This is a genomic window from Microbacterium sp. NPDC012755, from assembly GCF_042901325.1.
Taxonomy (GTDB): domain Bacteria; phylum Actinomycetota; class Actinomycetes; order Actinomycetales; family Microbacteriaceae; genus Microbacterium; species Microbacterium natoriense.
On the sequence record NZ_JBIBCT010000001.1, the window covers coordinates 1,924,166 to 1,939,035 of the forward strand.

Consider the following 14,870-nt stretch of genomic DNA (forward strand, 5'->3'; position numbering starts at 1 on the left):
GGAGGCGGACACAGAGGCATCCGCCGAGCGGGGGATATCCGGACCGGGCGTTCCTCCGCGCCTCGGCATCCCGCGGTCGCGACGCGGCGATCGTCCCGTTTCCGGATGAACGGCCGGGTTCCGGGATGCCGGGTGGTCGGCCGGGTTCCGGATGATCTACCGGGTTCCGGTTGGCGGGTGCTGGAGTTTACGGGTCTCGGGCGGTCGGCCGGGTCTCGGGATGCCGGATGATCGGCCGGGTTCCGTTTCCGGATGATCGGCCGGGTTCTGGTTGGCGGGTGCTGGAGTTTCCGGATTTGGGGCGGTTGACCGGGTCCCGGGATGCTGGATGGTCGTCCCGTTTCCGGATGATCGACCGGGTTCCGGTTGGCGGGTGCTGGAGTTTCCGGATCTGGGGCGGTCGGCCGGAGTTCGGGATGCCGGGCGGTCGACCGGATCTCGGGGGCCAGGGGCTCGGAGGCCATCGCGCGCGCAGCGCGGAGACCCGCTCCGGAAGGATGCCGGGGCTCAGCGGTCGAGCGCGGCGAACCGTTCGATGTCGACGTTGGTTCCCGACACGATGATGAGGTCGTGGTTCGTGACGATCGTGTTCGCCTCGGCGTAGCGGAACGGCTTGCCGGGGCTCTTCACGCCGACCACGGTGACCTTGTACTTCGTGCGGACGCCCGACTCGTTCAGTCCGACGCCGCGGATGAACTTCGGCGGGTACATCTTGGCCAGCACGAAGTCGTCGTCGAATCGGATGAAGTCGAGCATGCGACCGGACACCAGGTGCGCGACGCGCTCGCCGGCCTCGCGCTCCGGGTAGATGACGTGGTTGGCGCCGACGCGGGCGAGGATCTTGCCGTGCGACTGTGAGACGGCCTTGGCCCAGATCTGCGGCACCTTGAGGTCGACGAGGTTGGCCGTGATCAGGACGGACGCCTCGATCGAGGAGCCGACCGCGACGACCGCGACCTGGAAGTCCTGGGCGCCGATCTGGCGCAGCGCGTCGATGTTCTTGGCGTCGGCCTGCACCGTGTGCGTGACCCGGTCGGACCACTTCTGCACGAGCTCGAGGTTGTCGTCGATCGCGAGCACCTCGCGGTCGAGGCGGTCGAGCTCACCGGCGCACGCGGCGCCGAACCGGCCGAGGCCGATGACGAGGACGGGAGCGTCGCCCCGGAGGACTTCAACCAACGATCGGCCTTTCCACGGGCAGCGAATAATACTGCGATCGCGACGTCGCGGCGACTGCCGCGGCGAGAGTCACTGTACCAACGCGGCCCATGAAGATGGTCGCCGCGAGAACGTAGGAGCCCGAGTCCGGCAGCGTCTCCGTGAGGCCTGACGACAGGCCGACGGTCGCGAACGCCGAGATCACGTCGAACAGGACGTGACTGATGTCGTCCTTCGTGATCTGCGCGATGATGATCGTCGAGAGCGCGACGATCGTGGCGCCCCAGGCGACGACGCTGAGCGCGACGCGCTGCACGTCGCTCGGGATGCGGCGGCCGAACGCCTCGACCGACTGCCGTCCCTTCGCCTCCGACCACACCGCGATGGCGAGGACCGCGAGAGTGGTCACCTTGATGCCGCCGGCCGTGGATGCCGAGCCGCCGCCGACGAACATCAGCATGGATGCCGCGAGCAGCGAGGATCCGTTGAGGTCGGCCATGTCGATCACATTGAAGCCGCCGGAGCGGGTCATGGCAGACAGGAAGAAGGCCTGGAAGGTGGTGTCGGCGGCATCCATCGACCCGAACGTCTTCGGGTTGTTGTACTCGAGGATGAGGAAGACGGCCGCGCCGAGGAAGAACAGCAGCACCGTGGTGACGAGCGTGAGCTTGGTGTGCAGCGACCACTTCTTCACGTGCCACACGTGCTTGGCCAGCGTGTAGATCACGGGGAAGCCGATGCTTCCGAGGAACACGCCGGTCATCAGCAGCGTGAGCACGAGGTAGTCGTCGGCGAACACCGCGACGCCGCCGGCGTTCGGCGCGAAACCGGTGTTCGTGAACGCCATGGCCGCGTAGTACGGCGCCTCCCACAGCGCGGCGATCGGATCGACCTCCGCCATGACGAGCGCGGGGTAGAGCAGGATCGCGAGGGAGCCCTCGATGACGAGCGCGGAGATAGCGACGGTCATCAGCAACTGGCCGACCTCGCCGAGACGCACGGTCTGGCTCTCGTTCACCACGCCGCCGTGCGCGCGCATCGGATTGGTGTCTCCCGCGGCCATGAGCTTGGCCCTGAGCCCGAGGCGCTTCGAGATGAGCATGCCCATGAGCGATGCGAGGGTCAGCACGCCGAGTGCGCCGACGTTCACGCCGATGAAGACGAGCACATGGCCGAACGGAGACCAGTGCGAGGCCATGTCGACGGTCGCGAGGCCGGTCACGCAGATGGTGGACACGGCGGTGAACAGCGCGTCGCTGAGCGGGGTGACCTCGCCCTTGGCCGAGGCGATCGGCAGCGACAGCAGCACCGTGAACACCAGGATGAGCAGTGCGAACACGACGATGGCGAAGCGCGACGGCGACGAGGTGATGATGTGGCGTGCGCGGCCTGCCAGGCCTTCGAGACGACGTCGCGGGGACGAACCCGATGCGATGCCCGACATCGCCTCCCCTTCCCGTGTTCGCCCTCACCGCCTCGTGCGGGTCGAGAGACCTGCTCGACAGGCCTTCGTCATGGTACTCCGTGCCGCGGACGACTAGCCTGAACTCATGACGGACATCTTCGACGTGATCGCAGACGGTACGAGGCGCGACATCCTCCAGCTCCTTCTGCGCCGCGGCGACGAGGGAGAATCCGGCATCAGCGTGAGCCAGATCGTCGCCGACCTCGGCATCAGTCAGCCCACCGTGTCGAAGCACCTGAAGGTGCTGAGGGACGCGGAGCTCGTGAACGTGCGTGAAGACGGCCAGCGCCGGTTCTACAGCCTGGCCGTCGAGCCGCTCGGAGCGGTCGACGACTGGCTGGTCCCGTTCCTGGTGGACGCCTACGGCGACGACGCGCCCGACATCGACTACCCCGGTCAGCCCCTTCCCGACGGGGCGGCGCATGCCGCCGAGGTCGTCGGACGAGCGGCCGCCTCCGCCAAGCACGTCGTCGCGAACGCCCTCAAGAGGCTCAGCGCCTGACGGCATCCGTCGTCCTCCGAACGGCGCCGCCGATCGGAGGACTCGCCGAGACGGCGACGCCCCTGACGACAGGGGGCTTGTCATCAGGGGCGTCGTGCGGACCCCATATCCGCGGCGGTCCGAGCAGTGCCCGGCTCGGACCGTGGTGTCAGGCTCCCAGAGCTGACTGTGCGGATCCGGGACGATTCCTATGCCTTTGCTGTGGCAGGCGCGAGTGAATCCTCACCGCCGCGCGGCCTTCCGGCGGAACAGCCAGGACCCCCACAGCACGGCCACGACGAGGATGAGCAGGCACCAGCCGATCGCCCACAGCGGCTCCGCGTGCAGGGGAGCGTGGGTGAGGAGCCCGCGGAGGGAGTCCACGATCGGGGTGATCGGCTGATGCGCCGCCACCGGCTGCAGCCACGACGGCATGCTCGCCACCGGGACGAACGCGCTGGAGAGATAGGGCAGGAACAGCAGGGCGAATCCGTAGCCGTTCGCGCCCTCGGGGCTTCCCGCCGCGAGTCCGATCGCGGCGAACAGATATGTGATCGCCAGGATGTACAGCGCGATGAGGGCGGCCGCCCCCGTCCACTCCGCGAACGAGGCCTCGGGCCTGAAGCCGACGAGGACCCCGACGCCGATCACGACCGCCGTCGCCAGCAGGTTGCGGAGCAGGCTGGCGACCACATGGCCGGTGAGCACGGCGCTGGCCCTCAGCGGCATGGTCCGGAATCTGTCGATGATGCCGCTGCGCATGTCGTTCGCGACGTAGACGGCGGTGGATGCCGCTCCATAGCCCGCGCAGGTCAGGATGATGCCGGGAACGACGTAGTCGACGTAGGCGCCGGACGGATCGATCGCCCCGCCGAACACCCACGTGAACATGAGCATGAGCGTCACGGGCAGCATGATCGCCATGAGCAGCGATTCGCCGTCGCGGAGGGAGTGACGCAGGCTCCTGCCGACGAAGACCGACTCGGCGGCGAAGCCGCGCAGGGGAGGACGGGGCGCGATGGCGGGGGATGCGGTGCTCATGCGTGCTCCTCCACGTTCGCGGCTCCGGAGGTGACGGCGAGGAAGACGTCGTCGAGGGTGGGGCGACGCAGGGTGACGACCCCGTCGGCCGCGGCGTCGGCGAGCTGGTCGAGCGCTCGCCGCAGGTCGGCGACGCTGCCGTCGGTGGGGATCGCGTTCAGCAGCTCTCCGCGCTCGTCGTGAAGTTCCACGGTGTCTCCGCCGATGCGCGCCTTGAGCGCGGAGGGCGTCCCGAGTGCGGCGATCCGACCGTCGTGCAGCACGGCGATGCGATCGGCGAGCTGGTCGGCCTCCTCCAGATACTGCGTGGTGAGGAAGACGGTGGTGCCTGCGGCGGCGAGGGAGCGGATGATGTCCCACAGGTCTCGTCGGCTGCGGGTGTCGAGGCCGGTGGTCGGCTCGTCGAGGAACAGCACCTCGGGGGTGACGACGAAGCTGAGGGCGAGATCGAGCCGTCTGCGCATCCCGCCGGAGAAGGTGCGGACGACACGATCGGCGGCGTCGACGAGGTCGAACCGCGCCAGCAGCTCCTCGGCGCGCAGCCGTGCCGCCGCACGGTCGAGACCGGCGAGGCGCGCGAACATCGCCACGTTCTCGGTCGCCGTGAGGGCATCGTCGACTGCGGCCGACTGCCCGGTGAGGCTGATGCGCTGCTGCACCTCGGTGCGCTGCGTGCCGACGTCGTAGCCGGCGACCGTCGCTGTTCCGGCATCCGGTGCGATGAGGGTGGTGAGGATGTTGATGGTGGTGGTCTTGCCCGCCCCGTTGGGGCCGAGCAGGGCGAACACCTCGCCGCGCTCTACCGAGAAGTCCAGGCCGTCGACGACGGTCCTGTCTCCGAAGGCGATGCGCAGCCCGTGCACGTCGATGGCGGTTGTCATCGTGTCTTCCCTTCCGTCTGTGATGGACTCCACGCCGGGCGGAAACTGTGTATGCCCAACGCAACTGTGTATGACCATAACACACTGTTTATTTAATAAACAGAAGTAGGATGGCTCCATGACCGAGAACGAAGCACCGGAGCTGCCGCGGGGCATCGCCCTCGCCTGGGGCGTCGCGGCGAATCCGCAGCGCGGCCCGAAGCGGGAGATGAGCGTCGAGCGCATCGTCGACGCGGCGGTCGACCTGGCGGACGCCGAGGGCATCGGCGCGGTCTCCATGGCCGCCGTGGCAGCGAAGCTCGGCTTCACGCCGATGTCGCTGTACCGCTACGTCAGCGCGAAGGACGACCTGCTGCTGCTCATGCAGGAGCAGGCCACCGGCCTCCCGCCCGAGTCGCATCTCGACCACGACGGCTGGCGGGATCGCCTGCGTGCGCTGTTCGAGGCCCAGGTGCTGCTCTACCTCCGGCATCCGTGGATGCTGTCGCTGCCGATCAACGGATCGCCGATCACCCCGAACAGCTCCGCCTGGCTCGACGCGAGTCTCGCGGCCCTCGGGCAGACGCCGCTGACAGCGGAGGAGCGGCTCGCCGTCGCTCTCGCGGTCACGGGCGACGCGCGGTGGTGCGGGATCGTGCAGGCGGGGTACACCGAGCAGGCTCGGGGCACGGGGCTCTCCGCAGACGAGGTCGCCGAGCGTGAGGCGGCGCTCTACGACCGGGTCATCGACGCCGAGGGTTTCCCTGCGCTCCGTCGCGCTATCGACGAGGGGATCTTCACCTCGACGGCCGACCCTTTCCGGTTCGGCGTCGAGAGGCTCCTCGATGGCGTGGCCGCTTACATCGCGGACCTCGATCGCGGCGAACCGCACGGGGAGGCACAGGACTGGATCCACCTCGATCCTGCAGAGCTCGCGGGTGACCGCCGCCTGAAGGAGGCGCAGAAGGCGGTCAGGGAGGCGGAGAAGGCACTGCGAGCGGCCCGCAAGACCGAACGCCAGGCGCTGCGCGAGGCGGGGGAGCGTCTGGCGAAGGCGAAGAAGGTCGGCTGATCGGCCCGTCCCGATTCCCGCCTTTGCCATGATGTGCTCATGGCCACCGCACCCGTCGAGCACCGCGCCCACTTCGACTTCTCGATCTCGTTCGCCAACGGCGGGGGGATGAGCGGGGAGGGCTTCCGGCTCGACCTGCCTGGTCCGGAACTGGCCGAGGCCGAGATCGCCGCGTTGCTGGTGAAGCACCTGGGCCTCGCGCTCGTGGGCGAGGTCGAGCTCAGCGGGGTGCGCATCGTCGAGGAGCCTCATCGCGGCAGCAGAGGAGTGGATGCCGTTCCGGTCGAGGAACTGAGGGTGATCGACCTCAGCCATCCCATCGAGGCCGGTGTCATCACCTATCCCGGCCTTCCGGCGCCGACGATCACCCCGCATCTGACCCGCGAGGACTCCAGAGCGAAGTACGCGCCGGGCACGGAGTTCGCCATGGACATCATCACGATGATCGGCAACACCGGCACGTACCTCGACTCCCCGTACCACCGCTACGCCGACGGCGGAGACCTCGCCTCGCTGGAGCTGAGCGGGCTCGTCGGACTCCGCGCCGAGGTCTTCCACCTGCGCGACGCCTGGACCGCCGACCGCCGAGGGATCGGCGCGGCCACCCTCGCCGACAGGGAGCTCTCCGGAAGCGCCGTGCTCCTCGACACCGGGTGGAGCCGCTTCTTCGGCGCCCCGGAGTACGGCGCGGGCTCTCCGTTCCTCACCGAGGAGGGCGCGCGGTTCCTCGTCGACGAGGGGGTCCGTCTCGTCGGGATCGACGCGGTCAACATCGACGACACGGAGAACGGAGGGGAGCGGCCCGCCCACAGCATCCTGCTCGCCGCCGGAGTCCACGTGGTGGAGCATCTGACGAACCTCAACGAGGTCCCGGCGCGGGGTGCGCGGTTCACGGCGGCTCCGCCGGCGGTGCGTGGGTTCGGCACATTCCCCGTGCGGGCGTTCGCGACCGTGGGACCGTCCCACTGATCACAGGGGCCACATGGGTTTACACACGTCCCAGGCAACACATAGAGTGTGCACATCGAGAAAGGGGTACGTGGGATGCCCGAAGTTCCTGACGTCAAGTTCCTGACGGTGGCCGAGGTCGCCGAACTCATGCGTGTGTCGAAGATGACCGTCTATCGGCTGGTGCATGCGGGGGAGCTGCCGGCGATCCGCTTCGGGCGCAGTTTCCGCGTCCCCGAGTCGGCTGTCGCAGAGGCTCTGCAGCGTCCGATCGCCGACGTCGGATAGCACTCCGCTGGTTTGCTAGACTGTTCCGAGGCATTTTTCCGTGCCCGTACCCGGGTGTCCGCCACGTGCGACGCCCAGCCCCTGACTTAGTGAGGTTTCCGTGGGTTCTGTCATTAAGAAGCGCCGCAAGCGCATGGCGAAGAAGAAGCACCGCAAGCTGCTTCGTAAGACTCGCCACCAGCGCCGCAACAAGAAGTAAGCGGCCAGACACCGAGCGCCTGTCTCCGGACGGGCGCTTTGTGTCTCTGCCCGCGTCTCGCCACACCGCCAGGAGGATGCCATGAAGTCGATCACCGTCGCCGAGCTCGCCGCCCGTGCGAACACCCCGCTCATCGATGTGCGCGAGGCGAATGAGTTCGCCGCAGGTCACGTCCCCGGGGCCGTGAACATCCCGATGTCCGAGATCGGCAACCGACTCGAGGAGCTTCCCGCTGAGGCGTTCGACGTGATCTGCCAGCTCGGCGGGCGCTCGGCTCGCGTCGTGGAGGCGCTTGAGGGCCGCGGCTACGACGTCACGAACGTCGACGGCGGCACGGCCGAGTGGATCGCGGAGGGCCGCGAGGTCGAGGTCCCGTCGGCGTGACGACGCTGACCCTGATCGGCAAGCCCGACTGCCACCTCTGCGACGTGGCATCCGAGATCATCGATGCGGTGGTCGCCGAGCTTCCGGATGCCGCGGCCGAGAGCATCGAGATCGTCGAGGCGTCCATCGCCGACGACCCCGCCCTGTATGAGCTGTGGTGGGAGAAGATCCCCGTCGTGCTGATCGACGGAGAGCTGCACGCCCACTGGCGGCTGTCGGCCGACCGGCTGCGCGCCGCGCTCGAAGAGGCAGTGACCCGTGACGCATCGAAGGAGTCGAAATGACGATCCGCCATGTCGTGAGCTGGAAGCTCGCCGCTGAAGACGGCGCCGCGCGCGCCGAGCAGGCCGCAGAGGTCGCCCGTCGGCTCAACGCGCTCGACGGCGTCGTGCCGCAGCTGCGTTCGATCTCGGCGGGAGCGAACGTCGCGTTCGCCGACGTGAACTGGGACGTGACGCTCGTCGCCGACTTCGACTCGGTCGAGGCGATCGAGCAGTACCAGGTGCACCCTGCGCACGAGGAGGTCGCCGTGTACATCCGCTCGGTGGTGTCGTCGCGCGTCGCCGTCGACTTCGAGGTCTGAGCGCTCGCGCACTTGCAACACAAATGTGATGCGCTGAGGCCCTCAGCCGTCGTGCGGTCCGCTGACCGCATGTCAAGATGAACTCCTACCCGTACGTGGGCGTGATCCGCCCCCGACTCACAGGAGCTGACATGCAGCGTCGCAACATCTTCGCCGGGCTCGCCCTCGTGGCGACCGCCACCCTCGCTCTCGCCGGCTGTGCCGGCGGATCCACCGGTGCGGGTTCTGGCGGCGACGCGGCCGACGACCCGTACGGCCTCGTCGACGCGGGCACGCTCACCGTCTGCTCCGACATCCCCTACGCTCCTTTCGAGTTCGAAGGAGACAACGGCGAGTACACCGGGTTCGATCTGGATCTTCTTGGCGCGATCGCCAAGAAGCTGGACCTCAAGATCTCGGTCCAGGACGTGGGCTTCGAGGCGCTTCAGTCGGGTGCGACCCTGGCGGCCGGCACCTGCGATGTGGGGGCGTCGGCGATGACCATCACGGACGACCGCAAGAAGAACATCGACTTCTCCGAGCCGTACTACGACTCTCTGCAGTCGCTGCTCGTTCGCACCGACTCGGGCATCAAGAGCATCAAGGACCTCGACGGCAAGAACGTCGGCGTCCAGCAGGGAACCACTGGAGAGGCCTACGCGAAAGAGAACGCCAAGGGTGCGCAAATCGTGCAGTACCAGGGCGACGGTGACCTCTGGCCGGCCATGCAGGCGGGGCAGATCGATGCGATCCTGCAGGACCAGCCGGTGAACCTCGAGCACGAGAAGGCCGACGGTGCGTACAAGATCGTCGAGACCTACATCACCAACGAGAGCTACGGATTCGCCTTCGAGAAGGGCACGAAGACCAAACTTGTTGAGGCGGTCAACGGCGCGCTGAAGGATCTCCGCGACAGCGGCGAGTACCAGACGATCTACGACACCTACTTCACCGCGAACTGAGCGGGCGAACAGGACACGAGAGGACCTTGACAATGGCGTTGAGGCGCGCTCAGAAGAAGAAGCTGTACCGATACACCGTTTACGCGGTGCTGATCGCCGTCGTGGTCTGGGCCGCGTTCAGCGCCGATTGGGCAAGGCTCGGACCGTTGTTCTTCAATCCGGAGATCGCGGCGAAGATGTTCCCCGAGATCATCACGATGGCCTTGGTGAACACCCTGTGGTTCACGGCGGCAGCCTTTGCCGGAGGATTGTTGCTGGGCGTCGTACTGGCGCTGTTGAAGATGTCGAGCATCGGCCCGTTCCGCTGGATCGCGACCGCATGGATCGAGCTGTTCCGAGGGCTTCCGGCTATCCTCACGATTTTCGCGATCGGCATCGTGTTGCCAATCGCCACCGGCGTGAGGGCGACGCAACTCGGCGGTCCAGTGGTTCTCGGACTGATTGGTCTCGTCCTCGTCGCCTCTGCGTACATGGCCGAGACGATCAGGGCGGGTCTCCAAGCAGTCCCGAAGGGGCAAACGGAAGCGGCGCGCTCTCTCGGCATGTCTCCGATGAAGACCACCTTCTGGATCGTCGTGCCGCAGGGCTTCCGGATCATCATCCCGCCGCTGACCAACGAGTTCGTGCTGCTCTTGAAGGACACCTCGCTACTCTTCGTCGTTGGAACGTTGCCATGGTCGAAGGAACTCACGAACTTTGCGAAGGACGCGACGAGCGCGAACCAGAACGCGACGCCACTCGTCATGGCGGCGATCCTGTATCTGATCGTGACGATCCCCCTCACGCGGTTCACCGCGTACCTGGAGCGACGGATGGCGAAGCAGCGATGATCACCGACCTGATTGATGTCCACGCGCCCGCGATCGATGTGCAGGGCCTCGTCAAGACCTACGGCGACAACGAGGTGCTCAAGGGCATCGATCTCACCGTCACCGCCGGAGAGGTCGTGTGCGTGATCGGCCCCTCGGGATCGGGTAAATCGACGCTGCTGCGCTCGGTGAACCTGCTCGAGGAGCCCACGGGCGGCAAGGTGCTCATCGAGGGCATCGACATCACCGACCCCGACATCGACATCGACCGGGTGCGCACCCGCATCGGCATGGTGTTCCAGAGCTTCAACCTCTTCCCGCACATGAGCGTGCTCGGCAACCTCACGATCGCCCAGCGGCGCGTGAAGAAGCGGGGCAAGGAGGAGGCCGAGAAGGTCGCGCATGAGATGCTCGCCCGCGTGGGCATGGGGCACAAGGCCGACGCCTACCCCGGGCATCTCTCGGGTGGTCAGCAGCAGCGTGTCGCGATCGCGCGGGCCCTCTGCATGAACCCCGACATGATGCTGTTCGACGAACCGACGTCGGCTCTCGACCCCGAGCTCGTGGGCGAGGTGCTGCAGGTCATGCGCACTCTGGCTGACGAGGGGATGACGATGCTCGTCGTCACCCACGAGATGGGCTTCGCGCGCGAGGTCGGCTCTCGGCTCATCTTCATGGACGGCGGGCACATCGTCGAAGAGGGCGATCCGCGCGAAGTGCTCGGCAACCCGCAGCACCAGCGCACGAAGGACTTCCTCTCGCGCGTCCTCTGACGAGCCTCAGCAGACTCCGAGCGGGCGCATAGCGCACGCCTAGGAGTCATGCGGGGGAGCGGTCCTACGATCAGGTCAGCACGACACGTGGTCGCGGGAATCGAGGGGGCATGCTTGCTGGGCTTCTGGGTCTCGACATCTCCGGGGGCACGCTCCCGTTGATCGTGTGGAGCGCCACCGCGCTTCTGCTCGCCGCTCTTCCGATGCGGAGGACGACCATCCGGCGCGTACGCCGGATGGTCGTCGCCGTCGCGGTCGGGGCACTTCTCGGGGCGGTCGTCTGCTGGGCGATCGACGCCTTCGATGTGTTCGGCACTCCGCTGCCGGACGCGGTTCCCTGGTGGGCCGCAGGAGGTTTCGCCGCGGTCGCGCTCGGGATAGTGCACCTGTGGGACTCGGGGCTGTGGCGGAAGGCGATCGCCACCCTTGCGATCCTCGGCTCTCTGCTGTCGACCGTGTTGGGCGTCAACGCCGCATTCGGCCTCGACCGCACGCTGGGCGACCTGCTCGAGCTGTCGGCGCTGCCCCCGGCGGGGACGTTCTCCACACCGCTCCCGACGCCCAGCTTCGACCCGCCGCTCGCTCAGACCTGGCGTCCGCCGGCCGACATGCCGGCGCACGGGGAGGTCCGACAGCTGTCGGGAGCCCAGCGCATCCCCTCGACCGCCGGCTTCGAACCCCGTGACGCCGCCATCTACCTTCCGCCCGCGGCGCTCGTGAAGGACCCGCCGGCGCTCCCCGTGATGGTGCAGATGATGGGGCTGCCGGGAAGCCCGTCGCCGACCGCGATCCAGACCGCCGTCGACGCCTTCGCGGCAGCGCACCAGGGACTCGGGCCTATCGTGATCGTGGCCGATCAGCTCGGGGCCTCCGACCAGAACCCCGGGTGCGCCGACTCCCGTGCGTACGGAGGCGTGGAGACGTACATCAACACCGACATCCCCGAGTGGATCCGCACCCACCTGCGCGTTCTGCCGGGACCCGCGAACTGGACCATCAGCGGATACTCCAACGGCGGCGCGTGCTCCTTCCTCTACGGCGCGACGCATCCCGAGATCTGGGGCTCCTTCGTGAGCATCTCCGGGGAGGAGTACCCAGGGATGGAGAACCCGACGCCGGTGCTCGAGAACGCGTTCGCCGGTGACCGGGCCGCGTTCGATGCGAACAAGCCCGAGACCGTGCTCGCGCAGCACCCCGGCGCCTATGCGGGCCGTTTCGCGCTGTTCACCGCGGGTGCGGACGATCACGTGTACAGTCCAGCGGCGCAGCGTGGGGCTGAAGCGGCGAGGTCTGCCGGATTCGAGACCCAGTTCTTCTCGATCCCCGGAGCCGGTCACGTCGGGCCCGCTCTCTCCGGCGGGCTCGACGAGGCGCTGCGGGTGCTCGCGCCGCGATGGGGGCTGGTGTCATGATCGCCCGCGCGCTGAGGCACCTGCGCGCCCATCCGGTGTCGTCGTCGTTCGCCGCGACCCTCGTACTGACATCGCTCGTCTGCGGCACGCTGTGGAGGGCTCATCCGCGCTGGCTCGCGGCGAGTCCGGCAGCGATCGCCGACGGGCGCTGGTGGACGCCGTTCACCGCGCTGCTGGTGCCGGACTCGCTGATCGAGCTGATCCTGACCCTGCTGCTGATCCTCACGGTCCTCGCGTATTCAGAGCGGCTGCTGGGGACCGTCACAAGCGTCCTCCTGATCGTGGGCACCGGAGTGCTCGGGACTCTCGCGGGCATCGGCACACAGGCTCTCGCGGCATCGCAGGGCGCGGTCTGGGCGCGAACGGCCGAGCCGGTGCTCGACCCCGCGATCGGCGTCGTGGGAGCGATCATGGCGGCCAGCGCCTTCGCCCCTGCGCTCTGGCGTCGGCGTATCCGACTGCTGGGATTCTCCCTGCTCCTGATGTTCGCGCTGTACGGAGGCGACGTCGACAGCGTGTACCGGCTGTTCTCGGCGGTGATCGGAGTCTTCGTCGGAATGGTGCTCGCGCGTCGGGTGCGGCATCCGCTGTGGCACCGCAGCTCTTATGGCGAGGTGCGGGCGCTCGTCGCCGCCGCGGTCGCCGTGACAGGACTCGGGCCGCTGATCGTCCTGATCACCGGGGTGGGGGTCGGGCCGCTCTCTCCGGTGATCGCGGGGTTCCGCGGCACCGGCGTCGACGCGATCCTGACCCGCTGCGCGGCGCAGCTCTCCGATCGCTGCGTGGCCGGGCTGGGCTTCGGGACCTGGTCGCTCCTGTCGAGTCTCGCGCCGGTTCTCCTCAGCCTGATCGCGGCCATGGGGGTGCGGGCCGGGAGGAGGGCGGGGTGGATCCTCGCGCTCTTCGTGAACGTCGGGAGTGCTGCGCTCATCGGCGTGAGCCTGGGCATGGACGATCTGCGGCATCCGGCGGAGATCGTCGCCATCGACCGGGCGTTCCCCGGCTTCGCCGTCGTCGCCCTTCTCGTCCCGATCGCGATGGCCGCCGTCCTGCTGGCGACACGTCGGCGGTTCGCGGTGAGGGCCGAGGGCAGTGCAGTGCGGCGCTTCGCCGTCACCCTCTCGGTCTCCGCGGCATCCGTCCTGGTCGTCGGGGTCGTCGTGGTGCTGCTGTCCGGCGGAGACATCGGCTTCGCGCTGCTGGACTCCCTGCGGCGTCTGCTGCCTGCGGGATTCACCCACGGGCACCCGCACACGCACTTCGGCGGTGTGGCCCCACTCGTGAGGCACTTGATCGGGGTGCTGTTCTGGATCGTGACGGCGTTCGCGCTGGTGCGGCTGCTGCGTGCGCCGGCGATCGGCGCGTCCGTCGATGAGAGTGATCGCCACCGTGCGCTCCTGCACGCGCACAGCGGCACGCTCGGGTTCCTCGGCACCTGGGAGGGCAGCCGGCACTGGTTCACACCGGATGGCGGCGGGGCGATGGCCTATCGGGTGATCTCGGGCATCGCGATCGCGGTCGCCGATCCGGTCGGCGCGGACGCCGCGGCGACCGTGCGCGGCTTCGTCGATTTCTGCGATCGGCAGGGGTGGATGCCGGTGCTCTACAGCGTGCACGACGAGACGCTTCCGGTGACGCGTGCACTGGGGTGGACGGAGATCCCCGTCGGTGAGGAGACCGTGGTGCCGCTGGAGGGCTTCGGGCTCGAAGGGCGCTCCTGGACGAAGGTGCGTCAGCCCTACCGGCGTGGGGAGCGCGACGGGCTGCGCGCCGAGTGGACCACGTGGCGCGACCTTCCCGCCGCGCTCTCGGCGCAGCTGGAGGCCCTCAGCGAGCACTGGATCGCGGAGAAGGCGCTGCCCGAGATGGGCTTCACCCTGGGCGGTCTCGACGAGCTGAAGGACCCGGACGTGGCGTTGATGCTCGCCATCGGAACCGACGGCGGCCTCCAGGCCGTGACCAGTTGGTTGCCGGTGTGGGAGGGCGGCGAGCGGGTGGGGTGGACCCTGGACTTCATGCGGCGTGCGGATGACGCGATGCCCGGCGTGATGGAGTTCCTGCTCGCGTCCGCCGCGCTGCGGATGCAGGGAGAGGGTCTCGCGGTGATGAGCCTCTCCGGGGCGCCGCTGGCGCAGACCGGGGAGATCGGCGACGGCACGATGTCGGAGCTGCTGTCGTGGCTGGGGCGGGTGCTGGAGCCGGCGTACGGGTTCCGCTCGCTGCTGCAGTTCAAAGCCAAGTTCAATCCGGAGTACCGGCCCCTGTACATGGCCTACCCGGATCCCGGTCGGCTGCCGGCGATCGGGCTGGCGCTCGCCAGGGCCTATCTCCCGCACGTCACGGCGTCGGAGTACCTGGCCCTGGCGAGGACTCTGCGGCGCTGAGTCATGGATAGCGAAGACCCTCCGCTGCCTTCATCGGCCGCGGAGGGTCTTCGTCGTGATGCGGAGTCCGAC

The 14,870-nt window shown here is 68.2% G+C and carries 17 protein-coding genes; 13 read left to right on the forward strand and 4 right to left on the reverse strand.

What is annotated here, in order from left to right; genetic code table 11:
• Nucleotides 1–507: 507 nt before the first annotated feature.
• Nucleotides 508–1,179 (reverse strand): TrkA family potassium uptake protein, encoded by a 672-nt coding sequence (locus tag ACFY5A_RS08880; RefSeq protein WP_105675499.1) that lies wholly within the window; start codon nt 1,177–1,179, stop codon nt 508–510.
• Entirely contained in the window at nt 1,172–2,602 is a 1,431-nt protein-coding gene (locus ACFY5A_RS08885; RefSeq protein WP_105675501.1) for a TrkH family potassium uptake protein, read from the reverse strand. The genes ACFY5A_RS08880 and ACFY5A_RS08885 overlap by 8 nt, the downstream gene beginning before the upstream one ends.
• A 106-nt stretch (nt 2,603–2,708) precedes the next feature.
• Between ACFY5A_RS08885 and ACFY5A_RS08890 the strand changes: the two genes are divergently transcribed.
• Nucleotides 2,709–3,125, forward strand: a complete 417-nt coding sequence (locus ACFY5A_RS08890; protein ID WP_105675503.1) for a helix-turn-helix transcriptional regulator — start codon at nt 2,709–2,711, stop codon at nt 3,123–3,125.
• A 222-nt stretch (nt 3,126–3,347) separates the two neighbouring features.
• On the opposite strand, the gene ACFY5A_RS08895 is transcribed toward ACFY5A_RS08890, so the two are convergent.
• The gene (locus ACFY5A_RS08895; RefSeq protein WP_387233268.1) at nt 3,348–4,145 is read right to left on the reverse strand and encodes an ABC transporter permease; all 798 of its coding nucleotides are present in this window, start codon (nt 4,143–4,145) and stop codon (nt 3,348–3,350) included.
• The gene (locus ACFY5A_RS08900) at nt 4,142–5,026 is read right to left on the reverse strand and encodes an ATP-binding cassette domain-containing protein (protein WP_387233271.1); all 885 of its coding nucleotides are present in this window, start codon (nt 5,024–5,026) and stop codon (nt 4,142–4,144) included. The genes ACFY5A_RS08895 and ACFY5A_RS08900 overlap by 4 nt, the downstream gene beginning before the upstream one ends.
• A 118-nt stretch (nt 5,027–5,144) precedes the next feature.
• Between ACFY5A_RS08900 and ACFY5A_RS08905 the strand changes: the two genes are divergently transcribed.
• From ACFY5A_RS08905 to ACFY5A_RS08960, 12 genes are all read left to right on the forward strand, one after another.
• Nucleotides 5,145–6,077: a TetR/AcrR family transcriptional regulator gene (locus tag ACFY5A_RS08905; RefSeq protein ID WP_387233274.1), complete on the forward strand. Its 933-nt coding sequence runs from the start codon at nt 5,145–5,147 to the stop codon at nt 6,075–6,077.
• A gap of 39 nt (nt 6,078–6,116) precedes the next feature.
• On the forward strand, nt 6,117–7,046 hold the full coding sequence (locus ACFY5A_RS08910; protein ID WP_387233276.1) for a cyclase family protein: 930 nt from the start codon (nt 6,117–6,119) through the stop codon (nt 7,044–7,046).
• Between the two features lie 75 nt (nt 7,047–7,121).
• Nucleotides 7,122–7,313, forward strand: coding sequence for a helix-turn-helix domain-containing protein (locus tag ACFY5A_RS08915; RefSeq protein WP_105675513.1), 192 nt, complete (start codon nt 7,122–7,124; stop codon nt 7,311–7,313).
• Between the two features lie 100 nt (nt 7,314–7,413).
• On the forward strand, nt 7,414–7,512 hold the full coding sequence (locus tag ACFY5A_RS08920) for a 30S ribosomal protein bS22 (protein ID WP_003792170.1): 99 nt from the start codon (nt 7,414–7,416) through the stop codon (nt 7,510–7,512).
• Nucleotides 7,513–7,593: 81 nt separating this feature from the next.
• Nucleotides 7,594–7,896 (forward strand): rhodanese-like domain-containing protein, encoded by a 303-nt coding sequence (locus ACFY5A_RS08925; protein ID WP_105675515.1) that lies wholly within the window; start codon nt 7,594–7,596, stop codon nt 7,894–7,896.
• Nucleotides 7,893–8,180 carry a glutaredoxin family protein gene (locus ACFY5A_RS08930; protein ID WP_105675517.1) on the forward strand — a complete coding sequence of 96 codons (288 nt, stop codon included), beginning with the start codon at nt 7,893–7,895 and terminating at the stop codon, nt 8,178–8,180. Before ACFY5A_RS08925 ends, ACFY5A_RS08930 begins: the two co-directional genes overlap by 4 nt.
• Nucleotides 8,177–8,479: a Dabb family protein gene (locus tag ACFY5A_RS08935; protein WP_387233279.1), complete on the forward strand. Its 303-nt coding sequence runs from the start codon at nt 8,177–8,179 to the stop codon at nt 8,477–8,479. The genes ACFY5A_RS08930 and ACFY5A_RS08935 overlap by 4 nt, the downstream gene beginning before the upstream one ends.
• Nucleotides 8,480–8,610: 131 nt before the next feature.
• Entirely contained in the window at nt 8,611–9,420 is an 810-nt protein-coding gene (locus ACFY5A_RS08940; protein ID WP_387233282.1) for a basic amino acid ABC transporter substrate-binding protein, read from the forward strand.
• Between the two features lie 86 nt (nt 9,421–9,506).
• Nucleotides 9,507–10,250 (forward strand): amino acid ABC transporter permease, encoded by a 744-nt coding sequence (locus ACFY5A_RS08945; RefSeq protein ID WP_341940130.1) that lies wholly within the window; start codon nt 9,507–9,509, stop codon nt 10,248–10,250.
• A complete protein-coding gene (locus ACFY5A_RS08950; RefSeq protein WP_341940129.1) occupies nt 10,247–11,002 on the forward strand; it encodes an amino acid ABC transporter ATP-binding protein in 756 nt (251 codons plus the stop codon). The genes ACFY5A_RS08945 and ACFY5A_RS08950 overlap by 4 nt, the downstream gene beginning before the upstream one ends.
• Nucleotides 11,003–11,112: 110 nt before the next feature.
• Entirely contained in the window at nt 11,113–12,414 is a 1,302-nt protein-coding gene (locus ACFY5A_RS08955; RefSeq protein WP_387233286.1) for an alpha/beta hydrolase, read from the forward strand.
• Nucleotides 12,411–14,798: a bifunctional lysylphosphatidylglycerol flippase/synthetase MprF gene (locus tag ACFY5A_RS08960; RefSeq protein ID WP_387233288.1), complete on the forward strand. Its 2,388-nt coding sequence runs from the start codon at nt 12,411–12,413 to the stop codon at nt 14,796–14,798. Before ACFY5A_RS08955 ends, ACFY5A_RS08960 begins: the two co-directional genes overlap by 4 nt.
• Nucleotides 14,799–14,870: the final 72 nt, after the last annotated feature.

Excerpts from the sequence above, each read along its gene's own strand:
- ACFY5A_RS08935 (WP_387233279.1), top strand. The coding sequence starts at position 8,177 with ATGACGATCCGCCATGTCGTGAGCTGGAAGCTCGCCGCTGAAGACGGC.
- ACFY5A_RS08940 (WP_387233282.1), top strand. The coding sequence starts at position 8,611 with ATGCAGCGTCGCAACATCTTCGCCGGGCTCGCCCTCGTGGCGACCGCC.
- ACFY5A_RS08960 (WP_387233288.1), top strand. The coding sequence starts at position 12,411 with ATGATCGCCCGCGCGCTGAGGCACCTGCGCGCCCATCCGGTGTCGTCG.
- ACFY5A_RS08885 (WP_105675501.1), bottom strand. The coding sequence starts at position 2,602 with ATGTCGGGCATCGCATCGGGTTCGTCCCCGCGACGTCGTCTCGAAGGC.
- ACFY5A_RS08950 (WP_341940129.1), top strand. The coding sequence starts at position 10,247 with ATGATCACCGACCTGATTGATGTCCACGCGCCCGCGATCGATGTGCAG.
- ACFY5A_RS08895 (WP_387233268.1), bottom strand. The coding sequence starts at position 4,145 with ATGAGCACCGCATCCCCCGCCATCGCGCCCCGTCCTCCCCTGCGCGGC.
- ACFY5A_RS08955 (WP_387233286.1), top strand. The coding sequence starts at position 11,113 with ATGCTTGCTGGGCTTCTGGGTCTCGACATCTCCGGGGGCACGCTCCCG.
- ACFY5A_RS08925 (WP_105675515.1), top strand. The coding sequence starts at position 7,594 with ATGAAGTCGATCACCGTCGCCGAGCTCGCCGCCCGTGCGAACACCCCG.
- ACFY5A_RS08910 (WP_387233276.1), top strand. The coding sequence starts at position 6,117 with ATGGCCACCGCACCCGTCGAGCACCGCGCCCACTTCGACTTCTCGATC.
- ACFY5A_RS08915 (WP_105675513.1), top strand. The coding sequence starts at position 7,122 with ATGCCCGAAGTTCCTGACGTCAAGTTCCTGACGGTGGCCGAGGTCGCC.
- ACFY5A_RS08890 (WP_105675503.1), top strand. The coding sequence starts at position 2,709 with ATGACGGACATCTTCGACGTGATCGCAGACGGTACGAGGCGCGACATC.
- ACFY5A_RS08905 (WP_387233274.1), top strand. The coding sequence starts at position 5,145 with ATGACCGAGAACGAAGCACCGGAGCTGCCGCGGGGCATCGCCCTCGCC.
- ACFY5A_RS08900 (WP_387233271.1), bottom strand. The coding sequence starts at position 5,026 with ATGACAACCGCCATCGACGTGCACGGGCTGCGCATCGCCTTCGGAGAC.